Raw genomic sequence first — 19,574 nt, 5'->3', positions numbered from 1 at the left:
CGGGACCGGGGTCGGGTTCGGCGTCACGGGCCCCAGTATCGCGGCCGACGACGACCGGCCCCGTCCGGCGGGACCTTCGGCGCGGCCCGGGGCGGGGCCTCGGGCCTACCGTGGAGGTGCGGTCGGGAACCACGGGTCGCCGCGGGTGCACCGAGGACCGGTCCGGGACCGGCCGCCGCGCACCGACCGGTGCGCGCGGCACGACGGACGAGGTGAGCACGATGAAGGCGGCGCGGTACCACGGCAAGGAAGACCTCCGGATCGAGGACGTCCCGGAGCCCGAGACCCGGCCGGGGACCGTGAAGATCCGGCCCGCGTGGACGGGGATCTGCGGCTCGGACCTGCACCTCTACCTCGAGGGCCCGTTCCCGCCGGCGCCGTCGGAGACGCAGCCGCACCCCCTGTCGGGCGAGACGCTGCCCGTCGTGTTCGGGCACGAGTTCTCCGGCGTGGTCGAGGAGCTCGGCGAGGGCGTCGAGGGCCTCGCGGTCGGGGACGCGGTCGTCGTCGAGCCGTTCATGGTGTGCGGCGAGTGCCCGCCGTGCCGTGACGGGCTCTACAACGCGTGCGTGAAGATGGGCTTCATCGGCATCTCCGGCCGCGGCGGCGGGCTGGCGGAGCACGTCGTGGTCGAGCGGCGGTGGGTGCACCCGGTGGGCGACGTCCCGCTGGACCAGGCGGCGCTCATCGAGCCGCTGGCCGTCGCGTACCACGGCGTCCGCCTCTCCGGGGCGCAGGCGGGCGACACGGTCCTCGTCGGCGGCGCAGGTCCGATCGGCCTGCTCACGTGCGCCGTGCTGCACGCGATCGGGGCGCGCGCGATCGTCACGGAGGTGAGCGGGGCGCGCAAGGCCAAGGCGCTGGAGACCGGGGTGGCCGACGACGTCCTCGACCCGCGCGAGGTCGACGTCGCCGCGCGCGTCCTCGAGCTCACGGACGGCCGCGGCGCGGACGTCGCGATCGAGTGCTCGGGCGCGCAGCCCGTGCTCGACACGCTGACCCGCGCGCTCAAGGCGGGCGGCACGCTCCAGATCGTGGCGCTGTTCTCCGAGCCGCCGACGCTCGACGTCATGACGGTCCTGCTCCGCGAGCTGACCATCAAGGGCGCGATCGGGTACGCGGACGACCACCCGGCCGTGATCCGGCTCGTGCAGGAGGGCAAGGTCGACCTCGCCCCGTTCGTGACGAGCCGCATCGCCGTCGAGGACGTCGTGGAGAAGGGGTACCGAGAGCTCATCGACCACAAGGACGACCACGTGAAGATCGTCGTGTCGGTGTGAGACGGCGGCCCGCGGCGCCCACCGTCCCCGGGGGCCGCGGGCCGCGCTGCTCGACCTGCGGGCCGCGGCGGGGCGTGCCACGGTGGAGGAGCACCGCAGCACCCCGCCCCGGGAGGCCCGCATGGACGTCCTCGCCGCCCACGGCGACGCGATCGGCGCGTTCGACGCGCTCGTGCGCCCGCTGCGCGACGACCGCTGGCCGCTCCCCACGCCCGACGCGGACTGGACCGTGCGCGACCTCGTCAACCACGTCACGGCCGAGCAGCTCTGGGCCCCGGAGCTCCTCGCGGGCCGCTGGATCGAGGACGTCGGCGGCGTGTTCGACGGGGACGTGCTGGGCGACGACCCCGTCGACCGCTGGGTCGACGCGTCCGTCCAGGCGCGCGAGGCGTTCCTCGCGCCGGACGCCCTCGACCGTCGCGTGCATCTCTCGTACGGCGACGAGTCGGGCGCGGAGTACTGCGCGCAGATGACGTTCGACCTCGTGGTGCACGCGTGGGACCTGGCCCGGGCGACGGGCGGGGACGAGGAGGTCGACCCGGCGCTCGTCGCGTGGGCGCTGCGCTACGCCGAGGCGCGCTCGACGTTCCTCGAGCCCGGCCCGCTCTTCCGCGGTCCCCTCGACGTCGACGACGGCGCCGACGACCTCACGCGCCTCCTCGCGCTCACCGGCCGGGCGCGCTGACCGGCGCCGCACGACGACCGGGTGAACGTCGGCGGAAACGTCCGGCACGCGGCGTCCTGCACAGGACGGCCGGGCGCGCCGCGCGCGAGACTGGCCCCATGCCGCTCGACCGCACCGCACCCCGGACGCCGGCGGAGCCGCCCGGCGCACCGGGTCGCGCCCGGCTCCTCGAACCGGCCGCCGACCGCGCGGGCCGGCCGCTCGTCGTCGGGCACCGGGGCAACTCGTCCGTCGCTCCGCAGAACACGCTCGCGGCGTTCGAGGCGGCGTGGCGCGCGGGCGCGGACGCGATCGAGCTCGACGTGCACCTCACGGCCGACCGGCACGTCGTGGTGCTGCACGACGACGTCGTGGACGAGACGACGGACGGCACCGGCCGCGTGGACGGACTGACGCTGGCGCAGGTCCGCGCGCTGGACGCCGGGTCGTCGTTCGCGCGGGCGTTCGCGGGCCAGCGCGTCCCCACGTTCGAGGAGGCGGCGCGGTTCGTCGCGGAGCGGCCCGGGCTGGAGCTGCTCGTCGAGCTCAAGGGCGTGTGGTCAGCGGACGACGCGGCGCTCGTGACGGGGGTCGTGGACGCCGCCGGGATCGGGGACCGGGTGGTCGTCCAGTCGTTCTGGCCGCCCACGGTCGCCGCGCTGCGCGACGCCGCGCCGCACCTCGACCGGGCGCTGCTGCTCGCGCTGCACCCGGACAGCCTGGACGAGCTGGTCGCGGTGTGCGCGGACCTCGGGGTCGTGGGGTGCCACCCGGAGGTCGCGCTCCTCGCGCACGAGCCGGGCCTCGTGGAGACGCTGCGCGACGCGGGCCTGCGCGTGCACGTCTGGACCGCGGACACGCCGGACGAGTGGGACGACCTCCTGGTCCAGGGCGTCGACGGCATCATGACCGACCGACCCGACCGCCTCGTCGGCTGGCTCGACGCGCGGCTCGGCCCCGCCGCGCACGCGGGCGCCCGAGAGGTGGACCTCGCCGCGTCGCCCTAGCCTCGACGGATGAGCGCGACGACCCCGCCGACGCCCCCGGGCGCGCACCCGCCCGGCACCGCGACGAGCCCTGCCGCGACCGGCGGCGCGCCCCGGTCGCCCGCGGTGTGCGTGCTCGCCCTGACCCCGCTGCTCGCGATCGAGATCGAGCCCGCCGGGCCGACCGAGACGTCGCCCGAGGTGCACGTCCACCCTGGCGGGCAGGGCCTGTGGCTCGCCCGCATGGCCTATTCGCTCGGGGCCCACGTCGTGGTCTGCGGGCCGTTCGGCGGCGAGACGGGCAGCGTCGCGGCGCACCTCGCCCGCACCGAGAACCTCGAGCTGCGCACGGTCGGCACCGGCGGCAACGGGGCGTTCGTCCACGACCGGCGCAGCGGGCAGCGCACCGAGCTCGTGACGATGGACCCCTACCCCCTGAACCGGCACGAGGTCGACGACCTCTACAGCACCGTCCTGGTCAGCGCGCTCGACGCGGCCGTCACGATCCTCACCGGCTCGGAGACCGGCGTCGGGGTCCCCGCGTCGTTCTTCCGGCGCCTCGCCCACGACCTGCACGCCTCGGACCGCCAGGTCGTCGCGGACCTCTCCGCCGACCAGGCGCGGGCCGTCGCCGACGCGCCGGGGGTCGTGCTCAAGATGAGCCACGAGGAGCTCGTCGAGGGCGGCTTCAGCGACGACGAGTCCGAGGAGTCGCTCCTGCGGTCCGCGCGCGCCATGGTCGACGCCGGCCCGCGCGCGCTCGTCGTGTCCCGCGCGCACGACCCCTCGCTGCTCGTCACGCGCGAGCACACGTACCGGGTCACGACGCCCCGCGTCACGACCGTCGACCACCGCGGCGCGGGCGACTCGATGACGGCGGGGATCGCCGTCGGGCTGGGGCGCGGGCTCGGCCTGCCCGACGCCGTCCGGCTCGGCGCCGCGGCCGGGGCGCTCAACGTCACGCGGCGGGGCCTCGGGACGGGCCGCCGCGACCAGATCGAGCGCTTCGCGCGCAGCGTCACGGTCGAGGACGTGACCTGACGCGGGCCCGCGGAGCGTGGCCCCGCACCAGAACCCGGACCCGAACCCGAACCCTCAGGAGGACCGCGTGCGCGCACTCGTGACCAACGACGACGGGATCGACTCCCCCGGCCTGGCGGTGCTCGCCGGGGCGGCGCTCGACGCCGGGTACGAGGTCGTCGTCGCGGCGCCCGCCCGGGAGTCGTCCGGGGCGAGCGCCGCGCTGCTGGGCGCCGAGCGCGACGGCCGGCTCGCCGTCGAGCCGCGCCGCGCGCCCGGCCTGCCCGACGACGTCACCTCCTACGCCGTGCGCGCCGCCCCCGCGCTCATCGCGTTCGTCGCCGCGTACGGCGGGTTCGGCCCGCGGCCCGACCTCGTGCTCTCGGGCGCCAACAAGGGCGCGAACACGGGCAACGCGATCCTGCACTCGGGCACCGTCGGCGCGGCGCTGTCCGCGATGACGCACGGCATCCGGTCGCTCGCCGTCTCGGTCGACGCCGCCGAGCCGCGGCACTGGGACACCGCGCGGCTCGTCACCGACCACGTGCTCGCCTGGATGGACAGGAGCGCCACCGACGTCCCGCTCGACCGGCGCACGCTCAACGTCAACGTGCCCGACGTCGCCCCCGACCGCCTGCGCGGGCTGCGGCAGGCGCCCCTCGCGTCGTTCGGCCTCGTCCAGGCGAACATCCACGAGGACGGCGACCGGCACCTCGTGCTCCAGTACTCGGGCACCGAGCGGCACTCCGAGCCCGACTCCGACACCGGCCTGCTCACGCGCGGCTGGGCCACCGCGACGCTCCTCGTCGCCCCCTACGCGGACGCCAGCATCGACATCCCCACCCTCCCGCCCCTGGCCTGACGACCCTCGCCGTCCAGCACGGGATCCGCGACCGCGTCGCGGCCGATCCGGTCGTCAACCACGTGCTCGACCGTCGCCGGTGTCGTGGTCGGGGGTCTCGTCCGGCACCGTCTCGTGCTCGGCGGTGCGCTCGCGCTCCTCGATGACGTCCTGGCCGGGCCCGGCGAACGCCCGCGAGCGCTCCTCGCCCTCGGGCGTCCCGCTGAAGAAGGCGGACTCCGCGGCCTCGGGCAGGTCGTCGTCGTGCCCGACGGCGGGCAGCGGCCGGGTGCCGCCCGGCGCCTCGGCGTCGACGCCCCCGTCCGCCGCGGTCGGCCCGGTGGGGCCGGGACGACCTGCGCCGTCGTCCGGGCCCGGCACGACCCCGACGAGCCGCGTCGGGTCCTCGCTCGGCGCGGCGCCCGCGCCCCGGCCCGCGCGCCGGATCGTGCCGAGGACGACGGGCGCGTCGGCGCGGCGCGCACCGCGCTCGGCGGGGAGCCGGGGCGGCCGCGCCGGGGCGACGGGACCGCCGTCGTCCGTGGCGTCGCGGCCGGGGCCACCGGACGCGTCGGACCCGTCCGGCGCGCCGAGCCCGTCGCGCTCGTCCGGTCCGTCGAGGTCCAGGGCGTCCACCGCGCGCTCGAGCCGCGTGCGCGGCAGGCCCTGGGGCGCGGCGCGCTGCAACCAGTCGACGAGTCCCTCGCGCACGAAGCACCGCAGGTCGAACAGCGTCGGGGCGTCGTGCGCGCTGACGAGAGCCCGCACGCGCACGAGGCCCCCGACGGCGTCGGTCACCTGGAGGATGCCGACGCGCTCGTCCCACAGGTCCGTGAGCCTCAGCAGCCGCCGCAGCTCGGCCCGCATCGGGCCGACCGGCACCTCGAAGTCGAGGTCGAGCTCGACCGTGCCCAGCAGGTCGGCCGCGCGCCGCGTCCAGTTCTGGAACGGCGTCGTCGTGAAGTAGGTCGACGGCATGATGAGCCGACGGTCGTCCCACAGGTGCACGACGACGTACGTCATCGTGATCTCCTCGATGCGCCCCCACTCGCCCTCGAGCACCACGACGTCGTCGACGCGAATCGCGTCGGTGAACGCGATCTGCATGCCCGCGAACACGTTGGCGAGCGACGTCTGCGCCGCGAGCCCCGCGACGATCGAGATGAGCCCGGCCGACGCGAGGAGGCTCGCCCCCGCCGCGCGCGCTGCGGGGAACGTCAGCAGGATGCCCGCGACCGCGCACACGACGATCACCGCGACGGTGAGCCGCCGCAGCACCGTGATCTGCGTCCGGACGCGGCGCGCGTGCCGGTTGTCCGCGGTGTCCATACGGTAGCGCTGGAGCGCGGAGTCCTCGAGCACGAACGCGATCGCGCCCACCCACCACGCCCCGACCACGATGAGCGCGATGAGCAGCAGGTGCTCGACGGCGGGCCGCCACGGCGTCCCGGCGTCGGTGGTGACGCGCACGGCGATCCAGACGGCGACGACGGTGAGGACCGCGCGGTCCGGCCGCCGGAGCCGTCGCGACAGGTCCCGGGCCAGCTCGCTGCGCCGCCCGGCCCGCCGCACGACGGCGGAGATCACCGTCCCCAGCACGAACGCCAGGACCACGCCCGCCGCGACCGCACCGAGGGTGAGCAGGACGTCGGTCGTGTTCTCGAGCTCGGTGTCCATCCCCCCAGGCTAGGCAGGGTGCGAGACCGTCACCTCCGGGCCGCGCGTCGGACGCGGGGCGCCCGGGACCGCGGAGGGTGGGCCAGCCACGGCGCGAGCACCTGCGTCACGCGCGGCAGCACGAGGTAGGTCATGACGGGCGTGAGGACGAGCGTCGTGGCGAGCACGCGCGGGACGACCGGCACCTCGTCCCACGCCGGGACCAGGCTCCCGACGAGCACGGTGAACGCGAGGTTCACCGGGAAGAACCCGAGCCAGATGCTCACGGACTGCTTCCAGCGGGGCGGCGCCGCGACGACCGACGCGCTCGACGGCGCGGGAGACGTCGGGGTGTCGAACCAGCCCTCGATGCCCGTGCGGCGCTCGACCCGCGTCTCCTCGACGAGGTCCCGCCCCCGCGCGAGCCAGCCCACCCGGTCGGGCGAGGTCTCCCACGCGTCGAGCGTCGCGGCGTCCGCGAACCGGTAGAGCATGTGCCAGTCGTGCGACCCGGCGGACGCGCGCACCCAGCCGGAGCCGAGGAAGCCCGGGTAGCGGTTGGCGAGGTTGACCCCGTCCTGCACCCAGCGCGTGACGGCGGGGACGTTCTCGGGCCGGACGCGGCGCTCGATCGCGACGGTCACAGGACCGGCGCCGGCGAGGGCCGGGCCGGAGCGGGGTCGGGCGGGCGGGTTCGGGGGCACGGCGCGGGCGGGGTCGCCGCCGGTCCGCCGCGCGTCCCCGGGGACGTCGTGGGTCATGGGACGAGTGAACGCGGCGAGTGTTTCCGGGTCGTGAACGCGCGCCGGCGCGGGACGGATCGTCCCGCGGGTCGGGACGCGGGCCGACGCGCGCGGCGGCCGGGCCGGGCCTACCGTGGCAGGCATGATCTCGTGGGAGCTCGCGCTCGCCCTGCGCGACGCGGGCGTGCGGTGGTCCCCCGCCTCGGGCGACCGCTTCCGCCTCCTCACCACCGGCGCCGACGGCGACGTCTTCACCGTGAGCGACATGACCATCGAGCCGCACGAGTTCGACACCGGCGTCGTGCTCGGCTTCAACGGCACGACGGAGTGGGCGCTCGACTCCGTCGCGCTCGAGGACGCGCTGTGGCACCCGCTGGAGGGCCAGCTCCGCGAGCTGCTCGGCGGCACGTTCCGCGCGCTCGAACGGACCGCCGACGGGTACGTCGTGCGCACCGAGGTCCTCGGCGAGGCGGCCGAGCACCGCGCCGCCGACGCGGCCGACGCCTACGCGGACGCCCTGCTCGCGCTCGTCGCCGTGAGCACGGAGGGCCCGCCCTGACCCGCCGCCGGCACGCGACCTGGCTCGACGACGTCCGGCGTGCCCCGGGCGTCGTGCGCCGGGTGCTGCGCGCGCTGGGCGACGAACCGCCGCTCGCTGCCGAGCCCGAGCCGCCCGAGGTCTCGCCCGACCTCGTGCCCCTCCTGCGCGAGCTCGGGACGGCGCTCCTCGACTCCGGCCGCTCGGTCACCGACGTCGAGGACGACCTCGAGGCGGTCGCCCGGCGGTCGGGCGCCTCGACCGTCGGCACCCTCGTCCTGCCGACGGGCGTCTTCGTCCGGGTGAGCACCGAGAGCGGCGCGGTCGCGGACTTCTCGGCCGCGGAGGCGAGCGGTCTCAACCTCGACCAGATCGGGGCGCTCATGACGCTCGTGCGCCGCCTGCGCACGTCGGACGTCCCGCTCGCCGACGCGCGGGCCCAGCTGCGCGCGATCGTCGCCCGCCCGCCCCGGTTCGGGCCCGTGCTCACCGTCGTCGGGCACGGGCTGCTCACCGTCGGGTTCGGCCTCGTGCTCAACCCGACGGGCCCGCTCCTGCCCGTCTACCTCGCGCTCGGGCTGCTCGTCGGGGCGCTGCGCTGGCTCGGCACGCGGTGGCCCACGCTCGCGACCGCCCTGCCCGTCGTCGCGGCGTTCGTCGTCACGCTCCTCGCCGTGGACGTGGTGCACCCGTGGCTGGGCGACGACCCGCTGAGCGTGCTCGTCCCGCCGCTCGTGTCGTTCCTGCCCGGGTCGGTGCTCACCGTCGCGGCGATCGAGCTGACGAGCAACCAGATCGTCGCGGGGGCGAGCCGGCTCGTCTACGGCGTCGCGCAGCTCCTGCTCCTCGTGTTCGGCGTCGTCGCCGGCGCCGCCGTCGGGGGCCCGCTCGTCGCGGCACCGCAGGGCGACCACCTCGGGTGGTGGGCGCCGTGGGTCGGGATCCTCGCCGTCGGGCTGGGGCAGATGCTCTTCGCGTCGTCCCCGCGCGGGTCGCTCCCCTGGGTCCTGCTCGTGCTGCTGGGCGCCTACGCGGCCCAGCTCCTGGGGTCGCTCGCCGCGGCGCCCCTCGCCGGGTTCTTCGGGGCGCTCGTCATCGCCCCGCTCGCCGCGCTCGTCGAGCGCTCGCGGCACGGGCCGCCGGCGGCCGTCACGACGCTGCCCGCGTTCTGGCTCCTCGTGCCCGGTGCCCTGAGCCTCCTGGGTCTCTCCGACCTCGTGAACGGGGGCCCGGAGGCCGCGCAGGAGATCGCGAACGCGGTCGTCGCCGTGTTCGGGATCGCGCTCGGGACGCTCGTCGGCTCGGCGGTCACGCGCGACGCAGGACGCGTGACACGTACCCTCTTCACGTCCTGAGCACACGGTCCCCACGCCATTCCCGGGGCTTCCCCTCGTGAGCCCACCCCTCTGGACGTCCGTCTAGTTGAAGATGGAACAGCCGACAGGCCTCCGCGGTCCACCCCGAGACCGTGCCTGTCGGCGTCGTGGTGAGAGGGCGCGCTCGCGTCCCGCCCGACCGCACGCCGTCGTGGTCACCCCGCGCTCCCCTGCGCAGGTGCCCAGGGACCGGAGCGCGCCGCGCTCGATGCCCGCGACCACGACCCGATGATCGGATCGTCCGCTTGACCACTGCACAGCACCTCACGTCCACCCCGACCGGCACCACCGGCGCGTACCCCGCCGTCCGCGGCGAGGCGCGCTAGATGGGCCGCCACACCGCGCGCCGGGCCTCGTTCCCCGCCGCACTCGTCTCCGCTGCCCGCCGTGGCACGCACGGGACCGGCTCTGCCGCGCCCCGGCGCCGCCGCACGCTCGGGACCGGCGCCGCCGTCGCGGCCGTCGCGCTCACCGCGAGCACCGCCGCGGCGGCCTTCGCCAACGGCGCGGTGCCGTCCGCGGCGACCGACGCGACCGAGGCGGCGCCCGCCGGCGCGCCGACCCCCGGCACCGCGGTCGCCCCCGTGTCCCTCGGGACGTCCGCCGCCCCGGCGACGGCCGACCCGGCGACCGTCGACGCCGCGGGCGACGTGCTCGTCCGGGCCCAGTTCCTCACCGGGGAGGGCGCCGCGGCGCTCACGCCCGAGCAGGTCGCCCAGATCGAGGACGCGCGCACGCGGCTCAGCGAGGCCGTGTCCGAGGCGTCCCCGTCCGAGGATGCCACCACGCTCCTCGGCTCCCCCGCGGGGTCCGGGCTCGCGAGCCCGGACGACGGCGCCACGGCGACCGCCGAGGCCACCGAGGAGCCCGCGACCGACGACACGCTCACCGCCGCCGAGACGCTCGGCGCGAGCGTGCCCGCGCTCGACGGCCGCGCCGACGACCGTGCGAGCCGGTCCTCGGCCCGCACGCCGCTCGACGAGCTCGAGGCCGCGGTCCCGATGCTCGGCACCGCGACGCCGGGCCTGGCCACGGCGCCCGACGACGCCACGCCCGGGACGGACGCCGCCGCGCCGTCGGCCGGCGCCGACGCGGCGACCGAGTCGCCCGAGGAGGACGCGGCGGCCGCGGACACCGCGACCGACGCGCCCGACCTCACCACCGGTACGGCGGACGCGACCGCCGGTGCCCCGGCCGCAGACGCCGAGGCACCCGCGGACCCGGCGGCTCCCGCCGGCACGGAGGAGATCGCCGCGCTGACGGCGGAGCTCACGACCCTGCTCGACGCCGCCGGCTCGGGCGTGACCGTCCAGGTCGTGCCCGGACCGCCGTCGGCCGAGGAGGTCGCCGCCCAGCTCGACCAATGGGCCACGTCCACCGCGGGCTACGGCAACGGCCAGATCCCGGCGAGCGCGCTGTGCGAGCTGTCGTTCGCGCCCGGCGAGCAGCTCCGCTGCGACGCCGCCCACCAGATCGAGGCCCTCAACGAGAAGTACCGCGAGGCGTTCGGCGCGAACCTGTCCGTCACGGACTCGTACCGCTCGTACGCGTCCCAGGTCGCCGTGAAGGCGTCCCGCGGCTACTTCGCGGCGCCGCCCGGCATGTCGAACCACGGTTGGGCGCTCGCGCTCGACCTCGGCGGCGGCATCCAGAGCTACGGCACCGCGCAGTACGAGTGGATGCGCGCCAACGCGCCGGCCTACGGGTGGGAGAACCCCGAGTGGGCCCGCGCCGGCGGCTCGAAGAACGAGCCCTGGCACTGGGAGTACGGCGACATCTCCTGACGGGCCGCTCCCCCACGACGACGGCCCCGGCACCGCGACGACCTCGCGGGACCGGGGCCGTCGTCGTCCGTGCCCGGCGACGCGGGGCGCGTCAGGTGAGGGCGTCCGCGAGGAGCAGCATCGTCACGAGGAACCCGGTGACGAGGTTGAGCCACAGGAACGCCCGCCACCCGGCGTTGGCGCGCTCGCAGTCGTCGTCGCGCACGTCGCGGAACCGCAGCACGTTGACGGCGTACGGCAGCGGGAGCAGAGCGGCGAGGACGCCGGGCCACGGGAGCACCGCGAGCACGACGGCCGCCCCGACGTACGCCGCCGCCGCGGCGAGCACGGTCGCGTGCGCGCCGATCGCCGTCGCGACGGACGCGATGCCGCCCTCGCGGTCCGCGCGCACGTCCTGCACCGCGCCGAACGCGTGCGACGCCATGCCCCAGAGCACGAAGCCGACGAGCACGGGCCAGACGGCGCGCGCGGACAGGTCCGCGTCGACGAGCACGAGCGCGTACAGCAGCGGCCCGGCGAAGTGCATCGCCGAGGTGAACGAGTCGAGGAACGGGCGCTCCTTGAACCGCAGCCGGGGCGCCGAGTAGGCGACGACGCCGAACACCACGAGCGCGAGGACCGCGCCCGCGAGCGGGTCGCCGAGGAGCAGGAGCGCGACGAGGAACGGCACGTTGGTCGCGACGCACGCGCGCAGGATGCGCCGGTGCGTGACGCGCGCGGTCGCCGGGTCCGCCAGCGCGCCCTCGATGCCGCCCTTGCGCGGGTTCCGCAGGTCGCTCGCGTAGTCGAAGACGTCGTTCACGCCGTACATGAGCAGGTTGTACGGCACGAGGAAGTACAGCGTCCCGACGACGAGCGCGAGGTCGACGCGCCCGCCGGTCGCCACGAGGTACCCCGCGGCGAAGGGGTACGCGGTGTTGATCCAGGAGAAGGGCCGCGACGCGGCGAGGACGTCCTTCACCGGTCGTCCTCCGTGGCACGCCCGCGCCCGGACCCGCGGCCGGCGGTGCGGTCGCGACCGCGGGCGCCGAGCACCGTCCACAGCACCGGCATCCCGAGCGCGGCGGCGAGCGCGTACGCGAAGTCCTCGAGCGGCGCCCCCCACAGGTAGACGCCGAGGATCTTGTCCGGGTGGTAGACGTACAGGTCGGCCGCGATCATCAGCGTGTCGAACACGAGGGTGAGCACGCACATCACGACGGCCGTCCACACGAGCGGCCCGGGTCGCAGCCGGCGCAGCACGCGCCACGACACCGCGACGAGCACCGCGAGGACGATGACGTTGAGCACGATGTTCGTCACGCGTCGTCCTCCCCGGCGCGGCGGGCCGCGAGCACGCGCTCGGCGCCCCGCCAGACGAGCAGCGCGTTGTAGCACAGGAGCGTCAGGAACACCGCCTCCTCGACGGGGAGGTCGGGCGCGAGCAGCAGCCCGGTCATCCACGGGCTCTCCCCGCGCGCGAAGATCCCGAGCGCGAGGCCCGCGACGTCCCAGGCGAGGAACCCGACGACGCCGAGACCGACCGTGAGCGCGGCGCGCCGGGGGTCGGACCAGAACGCGAGCCGGAACCGGCGGTCGAGCACGGCGAGGCCGCCGAGCGAGACCGCGAGCGCACCGAGGTAGGCGAGGCCCGTCACCGGCGGACCGCCACCGGCCGGTCCGCCGGCCGGAGCCGTTCGGGCCGGCGGCTCGCGGCGAGGAAGCCCTCGCGCAGCGGCTCGGGCAGCGGGCGCGCGGACGTCTCGCCGAGCAGCCGCTTGGCGACGAGCTCGGCGCTGATCAGGCACATCGGCAGTCCCACGCCCGGGATCGTGCCACCTCCGGCGTGGTAGAGCCCGTCGACACGGCGGGACGCGTTCCCCGGGCGCCACAGCGCGGACTGCCGCAGGGTGTGCTCCATGCCGAGCGCGCCGCCGCGCCACGCCGAGAGCTCGGTCGCGAAGTGCGCCGGCCCGAGCACGCGTCGCGTGACGACGCGCCCCGGGAGATCCTCGACCCCCGCCCAGCGCCCCACCTGGGCGAGGTAGCGGTCGGCCAGCCCTTCGAGCGTGCGCTGCGACGGCTCGTCGCCGCCGAGCGTCGGGTCGGCGGGGAACGGCACGAGGAGGAACAGGTTCTCGTGGCCGGGCGGCGCCGCGGGGGCGGCCGACGTCGGCCCGTCCGTCGCGCTCGTGCGCGACACGTAGAGCGAGGCGGGCTCCGGCACGCGCAGGCCGCGAGGGTCGCTGCGACGGTCCGGGCCCAGCACCGCGTCGAAGTTGGCGGGCCAGTCCTTCGTGAAGAACAGCGAGTGGTGCGCGAGCTCGGGCAGCTCGCCGCGGACGCCCGCGAGGACGAGCAGCGCGGAGATGCCGGGGCCCTTGTCCTCCCACGCCGCGGCAGGGAGGTCGGCCCAGCGCGGCTCGAGGAGCGCCGTCTCCGTGTGGTGCCGGTCGGCGGCCGAGACGACGACGTCCGCCTCGACGAGCTCGCCCGACGCGAGGCGCACGCCGGCGACCCGCCCGCGGCGACCGGCGCCGGGCACGACCTCGATCCCGGCGACGTCGGCGCCGGTGCGCACCTCGGCGCCCGCGTCGCGCGCGAGCCGCTCGACGGCCTCGATGAGCGTGTACATGCCCCCGCGGGGGTACTGGACGCCGTCGACGAGGTCGAGGTGGCTCATGAGCGAGTAGAGCGCGGGCGCGCGGTAGGGCGACGACCCGAGGAACACCGCGTGGTACCCGAGGAGCTGCTGGAGCCGAGGGTCCTCCACGGCTCGCGCGGCGCGGTCGGCGAGCGACTCGCGCAGGAGACCGGCCAGGCGCGGCAGCCGACGCAGCACCGCGGGCGAGAGCGCCCGGTCGGGGCGCTCGAACGTCGTGTAGAGGAAGTGGTCGAGCGCCAGCCCGTACGCCTCGCTCGCGTCCTCGGCGTACGCGGCGATCCGGCCCCCGGCTCCCGGCTCGATCGCGTCGAGCCGCGACCGGTTGACCCCGGCGTTGCCGGACAGCTCGAACGTCGACGCCGCGCCGTCCGCGCCCGGCTCGAAGAACACCCGGTACGCCGGGTCGAGCGGGACGAGGTCGAGGTGGTCCTCGACGCGCGCGCCGAGCAGCCCGAAGAAGTGCTCGAACACCTCGGGCATGAAGTACCAGGACGGGCCGGTGTCGAAGCGGAAGCCGTCCACCTCGAGCGTGCCCGCGCGACCGCCCACCTCGTCGTGCCGCTCGAGCAGGGTGACGCGGGCGCCGCCGCGCGCGAGCAGGGCGGCGGTGGCGAGCCCCGCGATCCCCCCTCCGACGACGACGACGCGCGGAGCCCTCACGCGAGCACCTTCCGCGGGCGCGGGGACCGGGCGGACGCCACCTGGCCGAGGAGCTGGCCGCCGGCGGCGCGCGCCGCGAGCGCGACCTTCATCGTGTCCGGGATGCGCACGCGCGCACGCAGGATGTCCTCCGGCGGCGTCGCGGCGAGACGCGCGAGGAGCCGCTCGTAGACGGCGACGGTCGCGGCCACGGCGATGCGCGGGCGCACCGGGAGGCCGGGCAGCGCGGCGCGGGCCGCGGCGAGGTCGCCCTCCACCTCGCGGCAGAACGCCTCGACGTCCCGGCGGCGCAGGCGGCCGGGGACGACGCCGGGCAGGTACGCGCGCCCGAGCTCGTCGTGGTCGGTGCGCAGGTCGCGCAGGAAGTTGATCTTCTGGAACGCCGCGCCGAGCGCGCGGGCGCCCCGGACGAGCACCGGGTCCGGGACGCGCAGCGGCTCTCCCGGTCGGCGGCGCGCGTTGAGGAACACCGCGAGGCACATGAGGCCGACGACCTCCGCCGAGCCGTAGACGTACCGCTCGTAGCTCTCCCGGTCGTGCACGCGGACCGTGAGGTCGGTGCGCATCGAGGCGAAGAACGGGTCGACCTCGTCGTGCCCGAAGCCGCAGCGGCGCGCGGCGCGCGCGAACGAGTGGACGACGAGGTTCGTCGACCAGCCGCGGTCGAGCGCCCGCGCCGTCTCCGCCTCGAGCTCGTCGAGGAGGTCCGCCGCACCGTCGCCCCGGCGCGTGTCCACGACCTCGTCCGCGATCCGCACGAGCCCGTACACCGCGTCGATCCCGTCGCGGGTCGGCGCGTCGAGCAGGCGTGCGCCCAGCCCGAACGAGGTCGAGTACGCCGCCAGCACGACCCGGCTCGTGCGTGCGGCGGTCAGGTCGTACAGCCGTGCCGGGTCGCTCTCGTCACCCACGTCGTCGTCCCGCCTTCCGTCGCCGGGGCACCTCCCCGGTCAATCCTCAGCATGCTGAGGGATGTAGGGTCGCACGAGACGCCGGATTTCACACCTCGGAGGCGGCCTCGCGCGTCGTGTCGATGCGGCGAGGCCCGGACTGCCAGGCCTCCCACGCCGACGAGATGATCTCCGGCAGCCCGTTGGTGGCGTGCCAGCCGAAGAGCTCGTTGATCCGTCGCGGGTTCCCGACGAGCTGCGGCGGGTCGCCCGCGCGACGGGGCAGGACCTCCGGCGTGACGTCGAGCCCGCTCACGCGCCCGATCTCGTCGATCACCTCGCGCACCGAGGAGCCCTCGCCCGTGCCCACGTTGAAGACGTCGAACGGGCGCTCGTCCACGTCGAGGTACTCGAGCGCGGCGAGGTGGGCCTGCGCGAGGTCGAGGACGTGGATGTAGTCCCGGATGCACGTGCCGTCCGGCGTCGGGTAGTCGTCCCCGAAGATCTTGGGCCGCTCGCCGCGCTCCAGACGGTCGAGCACCATGGGCACGAGGTTGAGCACCGCAGGGTCGCCGAGGTCCGGCCAGCCCGCGCCGGCGACGTTGAAGTAGCGCAGCGCGACGAACCGCAGGCCCCACGCGCGGGTCGCGGCCCGGCCGAGCCACTCCCCGACGAGCTTCGTCTCGCCGTAGGGGTTGATCGGCTCGGCGTGCAGCTTCTCCTCGACCAGGGACACCGACGGCATGCCGTACGTCGCCGCCGACGAGGAGAAGACCAGGCGGTCGACACCGGCCGCCTGCATCGCGGTGACGAGGTTCGTGAAGCCACCGACGTTCTGCTGGTAGTACCAGGCCGGCTTCTCGACCGACTCCCCCACCTGCTTGCGCGCCGCGAAGTGGACCACCGCGCGCACGTCGTGCTCGGCCATCGCGCGCGTGAGCACGTCCACGGCCTCGGGCGACGCGACGTCGACCTCGACCAGCACCGCGTCACCGACCCGGTCCGCGCGGCCCGTGCTCAGGTCGTCGACCACCACCACCTTCTCGCCGCGCTCCTGCAGGAGGCGCACCACGTGCGCGCCGATGTACCCGGCTCCGCCGGTCACGAGGATCGTCATGGCACCACCCTAGTGGGCGCGCCCCGCACGGCGACGGGTCGTCCCCAGGGCGTCCGGTCGCGCGCCGCAGGGAGGCCCGACGGCGTCCTCAGGCGTGGCCGTGCGCCTCGCGGTCGCGCAGGGCGGCCGTCTCGAGCTGGAAGGTCGAGTGCTCGACGGAGACCGGGAAGTGGTGGGCGACGCACGTGCGCACGCGCTCGACGATCTCCAGCGCGTGACCGTCCCGGAAGCACGCGTCGTCCACGACGACGTGCGCCGAGATCGTCGGGAGCCCTGTCGCGACCGTGGAGGCGTGCAGGTCGTGGACGTCCTCGACGTGGTCGAGCGAGAGGATGTGCCGCCGGACGTCGTCGAGGTCCAGGCCCTCGGGCGTGAACTCCATGAGGACGGCCGTCGCCTCGCGCAGGAGGCGGAACGCGCGCGGCACGATGAGGACGGCGATGAGCAGGCCGGCGATGGCGTCAGCCCGCTGGTAGCCCGTCGTGGCGATCACGACGGCGGCCACGATGACCCCGACGGAGCCCAGCGCGTCGTTGACCACCTCGAGGAACGCGGCGCGCAGGTTGAGGTTCGCGCGTCGCCCCGACGCGAGGACCGCGATGGCGACGAGGTTCCCCACGAGACCGACGATCCCGAACACGAGCAGCTCGGAGGAGGGCACCTCCGGCGGCTCGAGCAGGCGCCGGACGCCCTCGACCGCGGCGTACGCGCCGACCGCCAGGAGCAGGGCCGCCTGCGCGAGCGCCGCGAGCACCTCGACGCGGCGGAAGCCCCACGTGCGGTGCTTGGTCGCCGGGCGCAGCGCGAGCGACGCCGCGACCAGCGCGACGGCCAGCCCGGTCGCGTCGGTGAGCATGTGCGCCGTGTCCGTGAGGAGCGCCAGGCTCCCCGTGAGCACCGCGCCGACGGCCTGGGCCGCGAGGATCGTCGCGGTGATGCCGAACGCGACGGCCAGCCGCCTGCGGTGGTCGGGCGCGTCGAGGCCACCTGCGCCGTGGTCGTGACCCGCTCCCATCGATCCTCCATTCATCGGTCAGTACCGATGATATCGATGAACACCGATGTTTTCTAGGCGGGGCGCGCCGTGACACGCGTCACGAGCAGGGGTCAGGGGGCGAGGGCGACGTGCTCCGCGTCCGCGAGGAGGTGCGCGACCTCCGGGCGCACGAGGCGGTACCAGGACGACCGGCCCTCCCGCCGCACCGCGACGACCCCGACCTCGCGCAGCGTGGTGAGGTGCTCCGAGACGGTCGACTGGGCCAGCCCGAGCTCACGCGTGAGGTCGACGACCCGGCGCTCCGAGCCCGTGAGCAGGTGCACGATCGCGAGGCGGCGCGGCTCGGCGAGCGCGTGGAGCAGGCGCGCGACCGCCTCGTGGTCGTGCGCGCCGTCGTGCCGGGGGTCGCTCGCGGCGCTCGTCGTCACCCGCCGATCCTAGCGATCGGCGACCCCGGACCGCCCGGGCTCAGCCCCAGCCGAGCTCGTGCAGCCGGTCGTCGTCGATGCCGAAGTGGTGCGCGATCTCGTGGACGACGGTCACCGCCACCTCCTCGACCACGTCCTCGCGCGTCTCGCAGATGGCGAGCGTCGGGTTGCGGAAGATCGTGATGCGGTCGGGCAGCGCGCCCGCCGCCCACATGTGGTCCCGCTCCGTGAGCGGGACCCCCTCGTAGAGCCCGAGCAGCTCAGGGTCGTCGTCGGGCGCGTCGTCCTCGACGAGCACCACGACGTTGTCCATCTGCGCCGCCAGGTCCTCGGGCACGAGGTCCAGCCCGTCGCGCACGGCGTCCTCGAACTCGGCCCGCGTCATCTCCACCACCCGCCCATCCTCCCCCGCGCGGGCGGCGGATCCGACGAGGAGCCCCGGGCGGTGCCGCTGTACACTGGCCGACGTTCCTGAGCCCCCATCGTCTAGCGGCCTAGGACCCCGCCCTTTCACGGCGGTAGCACGGGTTCGAATCCCGTTGGGGGTACGCGAGATCGCGTCGGGACCGGTGGTCACCGGCGGATTTACGGATCGGCTCACCGGTACGGTACGATCCTCTCGGTTCGAATGCGGGCCACCACACCGCCAGGATCACTGGTGAAAACCACCGGGTTCGCTGGTGCTAAGGTGTGTCTCGCGAAGAACAGCAAGGCCCTGTAGCGCAGTTGGTTAGCGCGCCGCCCTGTCACGGCGGAGGTCGCGGGTTCAAGTCCCGTCAGGGTCGCGTGAGGCGAAGAGCCCGGTCGGCATCGGCCGGCCGGGCTCTTCCCCCATGGCTCTGTAGCTCAGTTGGTAGAGCGTTCGACTGAAAATCGAAAGGTCACCGGATCGACGCCGGTCGGAGCCACCGAGAGACCCCCGCCCGGGATTCCGGACGGGGGTCTTCTGCGTCCCGAGCCGGCGCGGCGTCCCTCGCGCGACCCTCCTCGCCCCCGGGGCACCGCGAGCACCCCCGGGGAAGTTGCGCGCTGACCCCGGTGCCGGTTGAGTGGTGGGGGATCACCTGCGGAAAGGCTGAGAGATGAGCGACTGGATCGACGGGCGCATCCCGCCCGAGGAGCAGAAGCCGACGGTCGGACAGCTCGTGGAGCGCTTGTCCGAGCAGGCGACCCGCCTCGTCCGCTCGGAGATCGCCCTCGCGAAGGCCGAGCTCACGACGAAGGCGAAGCACGCCGGCATCGGCATCGGCCTGCTCGTCGTCGGCGGCGTGCTCGTGCTGTACGGCCTGGGCTTCCTGCTGCACTCCGCCATGGAGGGCCTCGCGACCGCCATGCCGCTGTGGCTCGCGGCGCTGATCGTCGGCGGCGTCCTCGTGCTGGTCGCCGGTACGCTCGCGTTCGTCGGCGTCAAGCAGCTCCAGCGGGGCGTGCCGCCGACGCCGACCGGTGCGGTCGAGAGCATCAAGGAAGACGTCGCGACCATCAAGGAAGGACTGCGCCCGTGAGCGGAACCGGCGAGACCCCCGACCCCCAGCTCTCCCCGTCCCAGCTCGAGGACGAGATCGCGCGCACCCGCAAGGAGCTCGCGGGGACGATCGACGAGCTCACGACGCGGCTCGACCCGCGCGTCCAGGCCAAGGCCGCCGCGCAGCAGGCGAAGCAGGCGGCGAGCGACACCGGGGCGTTCCTCTCCGGCAACGGGCTGCCCGAGGAGGACCCGGACCGGTCCCGCAACGTCAAGCTGCTGCTGGGCGCCGCCGTGGTCGGCGTCGCGCTGGTGGCCGCGGCGATCCTCCGCCGCCGCTCGTAGCGACCCCGTCGACGAACGCCGTCGATCCCGCGCCGGTGCTCCACCGGACGCGGGGTCGGCGGCGTTCCGGCGTGCGGGAGGGTTCGGCGACGCGCGGGGCGTCCGGCACGCGGGGAGGGTTCGGGGACGCGGGCCATCCG

The 19,574-nt window shown here is 75.5% G+C and carries 21 protein-coding genes and 3 tRNA genes; 13 read left to right on the top strand and 11 right to left on the bottom strand.

Annotated elements, in window-relative coordinates; genetic code table 11:
• The first annotated feature begins 221 nt into the window (after positions 1–221).
• The 5 genes from E1O70_RS08535 to surE all read left to right on the top strand — a co-directional run bounded on the left by E1O70_RS08535 (position 222) and on the right by surE (position 4,812).
• Positions 222–1,280: a 2,3-butanediol dehydrogenase gene (locus tag E1O70_RS08535; RefSeq protein ID WP_021483082.1), complete on the top strand. Its 1,059-nt coding sequence runs from the start codon at positions 222–224 to the stop codon at positions 1,278–1,280.
• Positions 1,281–1,401: 121 nt separating this feature from the next.
• Complete coding sequence (locus E1O70_RS08530) at positions 1,402–1,965, top strand: TIGR03086 family metal-binding protein (RefSeq protein WP_061269353.1); 564 nt, start codon at positions 1,402–1,404, stop codon at positions 1,963–1,965.
• 98 nt (positions 1,966–2,063) lie between these two features.
• Positions 2,064–2,951, top strand: coding sequence for a glycerophosphodiester phosphodiesterase (locus tag E1O70_RS08525; protein WP_082774834.1), 888 nt, complete (start codon positions 2,064–2,066; stop codon positions 2,949–2,951).
• 9 nt (positions 2,952–2,960) lie between these two features.
• Entirely contained in the window at positions 2,961–3,971 is a 1,011-nt protein-coding gene (locus tag E1O70_RS08520) for a 1-phosphofructokinase family hexose kinase (protein WP_082774835.1), read from the top strand.
• A gap of 67 nt (positions 3,972–4,038) precedes the next feature.
• Entirely contained in the window at positions 4,039–4,812 is a 774-nt protein-coding gene (surE, locus tag E1O70_RS08515; RefSeq protein ID WP_061269355.1) for a 5'/3'-nucleotidase SurE, read from the top strand.
• Positions 4,813–4,866: 54 nt separating this feature from the next.
• Here surE and E1O70_RS08510 read toward each other — a convergent pair whose 3' ends face one another.
• Positions 4,867–6,468 (bottom strand): mechanosensitive ion channel domain-containing protein, encoded by a 1,602-nt coding sequence (locus tag E1O70_RS08510; RefSeq protein ID WP_128957614.1) that lies wholly within the window; start codon positions 6,466–6,468, stop codon positions 4,867–4,869.
• A 29-nt stretch (positions 6,469–6,497) separates the two neighbouring features.
• On the bottom strand, positions 6,498–7,208 hold the full coding sequence (locus E1O70_RS08505; RefSeq protein ID WP_082774601.1) for an antibiotic biosynthesis monooxygenase: 711 nt from the start codon (positions 7,206–7,208) through the stop codon (positions 6,498–6,500).
• 124 nt (positions 7,209–7,332) lie between these two features.
• Here E1O70_RS08505 and E1O70_RS08500 point away from each other — a divergent pair, with 124 nt between their 5' ends.
• From E1O70_RS08500 to E1O70_RS08490, 3 genes are all read left to right on the top strand, one after another.
• Positions 7,333–7,749 (top strand): hypothetical protein, encoded by a 417-nt coding sequence (locus E1O70_RS08500; protein ID WP_061268306.1) that lies wholly within the window; start codon positions 7,333–7,335, stop codon positions 7,747–7,749.
• 62 nt (positions 7,750–7,811) lie between these two features.
• Positions 7,812–9,083, top strand: a complete 1,272-nt coding sequence (locus tag E1O70_RS08495; RefSeq protein ID WP_061268307.1) for a threonine/serine exporter family protein — start codon at positions 7,812–7,814, stop codon at positions 9,081–9,083.
• A gap of 347 nt (positions 9,084–9,430) precedes the next feature.
• Complete coding sequence (locus E1O70_RS08490; protein WP_061268308.1) at positions 9,431–10,888, top strand: M15 family metallopeptidase; 1,458 nt, start codon at positions 9,431–9,433, stop codon at positions 10,886–10,888.
• A gap of 91 nt (positions 10,889–10,979) precedes the next feature.
• Here the strand turns inward: E1O70_RS08490 and E1O70_RS08485 are convergent, their stop codons facing one another.
• The 9 genes from E1O70_RS08485 to E1O70_RS08445 form a co-directional block, all read right to left on the bottom strand.
• Entirely contained in the window at positions 10,980–11,849 is an 870-nt protein-coding gene (locus tag E1O70_RS08485; RefSeq protein WP_043655443.1) for a prenyltransferase, read from the bottom strand.
• A complete protein-coding gene (locus tag E1O70_RS08480) occupies positions 11,846–12,190 on the bottom strand; it encodes a lycopene cyclase domain-containing protein (RefSeq protein ID WP_043655437.1) in 345 nt (114 codons plus the stop codon). The genes E1O70_RS08485 and E1O70_RS08480 overlap by 4 nt, the downstream gene beginning before the upstream one ends.
• Positions 12,187–12,525 carry a lycopene cyclase domain-containing protein gene (locus E1O70_RS08475; protein WP_031317163.1) on the bottom strand — a complete coding sequence of 113 codons (339 nt, stop codon included), beginning with the start codon at positions 12,523–12,525 and terminating at the stop codon, positions 12,187–12,189. The genes E1O70_RS08480 and E1O70_RS08475 overlap by 4 nt, the downstream gene beginning before the upstream one ends.
• On the bottom strand, positions 12,522–14,192 hold the full coding sequence (gene crtI / locus E1O70_RS08470) for a phytoene desaturase family protein (RefSeq protein WP_061268309.1): 1,671 nt from the start codon (positions 14,190–14,192) through the stop codon (positions 12,522–12,524). The genes E1O70_RS08475 and crtI overlap by 4 nt, the downstream gene beginning before the upstream one ends.
• Positions 14,189–15,103: a phytoene/squalene synthase family protein gene (locus tag E1O70_RS08465; protein ID WP_061268310.1), complete on the bottom strand. Its 915-nt coding sequence runs from the start codon at positions 15,101–15,103 to the stop codon at positions 14,189–14,191. The genes crtI and E1O70_RS08465 overlap by 4 nt, the downstream gene beginning before the upstream one ends.
• An 88-nt stretch (positions 15,104–15,191) precedes the next feature.
• Positions 15,192–16,199: a UDP-glucose 4-epimerase GalE gene (gene galE / locus E1O70_RS08460; RefSeq protein ID WP_043655432.1), complete on the bottom strand. Its 1,008-nt coding sequence runs from the start codon at positions 16,197–16,199 to the stop codon at positions 15,192–15,194.
• A gap of 88 nt (positions 16,200–16,287) precedes the next feature.
• On the bottom strand, positions 16,288–17,214 hold the full coding sequence (locus tag E1O70_RS08455) for a cation diffusion facilitator family transporter (RefSeq protein ID WP_061268311.1): 927 nt from the start codon (positions 17,212–17,214) through the stop codon (positions 16,288–16,290).
• Positions 17,215–17,306: 92 nt separating this feature from the next.
• Positions 17,307–17,624: an ArsR/SmtB family transcription factor gene (locus tag E1O70_RS08450; protein ID WP_021481595.1), complete on the bottom strand. Its 318-nt coding sequence runs from the start codon at positions 17,622–17,624 to the stop codon at positions 17,307–17,309.
• Positions 17,625–17,664: 40 nt separating this feature from the next.
• Entirely contained in the window at positions 17,665–18,009 is a 345-nt protein-coding gene (locus tag E1O70_RS08445; protein ID WP_074805895.1) for a metallopeptidase family protein, read from the bottom strand.
• A gap of 90 nt (positions 18,010–18,099) precedes the next feature.
• Here E1O70_RS08445 and E1O70_RS08440 point away from each other — a divergent pair.
• The 5 genes from E1O70_RS08440 to E1O70_RS08420 all read left to right on the top strand — a co-directional run bounded on the left by E1O70_RS08440 (position 18,100) and on the right by E1O70_RS08420 (position 19,434).
• A tRNA-Glu gene (locus E1O70_RS08440) sits at positions 18,100–18,172 on the top strand.
• A 163-nt stretch (positions 18,173–18,335) separates the two neighbouring features.
• Positions 18,336–18,409 (top strand) — tRNA-Asp (locus E1O70_RS08435).
• 50 nt (positions 18,410–18,459) lie between these two features.
• A tRNA-Phe gene (locus E1O70_RS08430) sits at positions 18,460–18,532 on the top strand.
• A 174-nt stretch (positions 18,533–18,706) separates the two neighbouring features.
• Positions 18,707–19,129: a phage holin family protein gene (locus tag E1O70_RS08425; protein WP_021481597.1), complete on the top strand. Its 423-nt coding sequence runs from the start codon at positions 18,707–18,709 to the stop codon at positions 19,127–19,129.
• The gene (locus E1O70_RS08420; RefSeq protein ID WP_021481598.1) at positions 19,126–19,434 is read left to right on the top strand and encodes a DUF3618 domain-containing protein; all 309 of its coding nucleotides are present in this window, start codon (positions 19,126–19,128) and stop codon (positions 19,432–19,434) included. Before E1O70_RS08425 ends, E1O70_RS08420 begins: the two co-directional genes overlap by 4 nt.
• The last annotated feature ends 140 nt before the right edge of the window (positions 19,435–19,574 follow it).

The organism is Cellulosimicrobium funkei, from assembly GCF_004519295.1.
GTDB lineage: Bacteria > Actinomycetota > Actinomycetes > Actinomycetales > Cellulomonadaceae > Cellulosimicrobium > Cellulosimicrobium funkei.
Note: the sequence above shows the minus strand (reverse complement) of the source record. Positions and strands in the feature narration are given on the sequence as shown.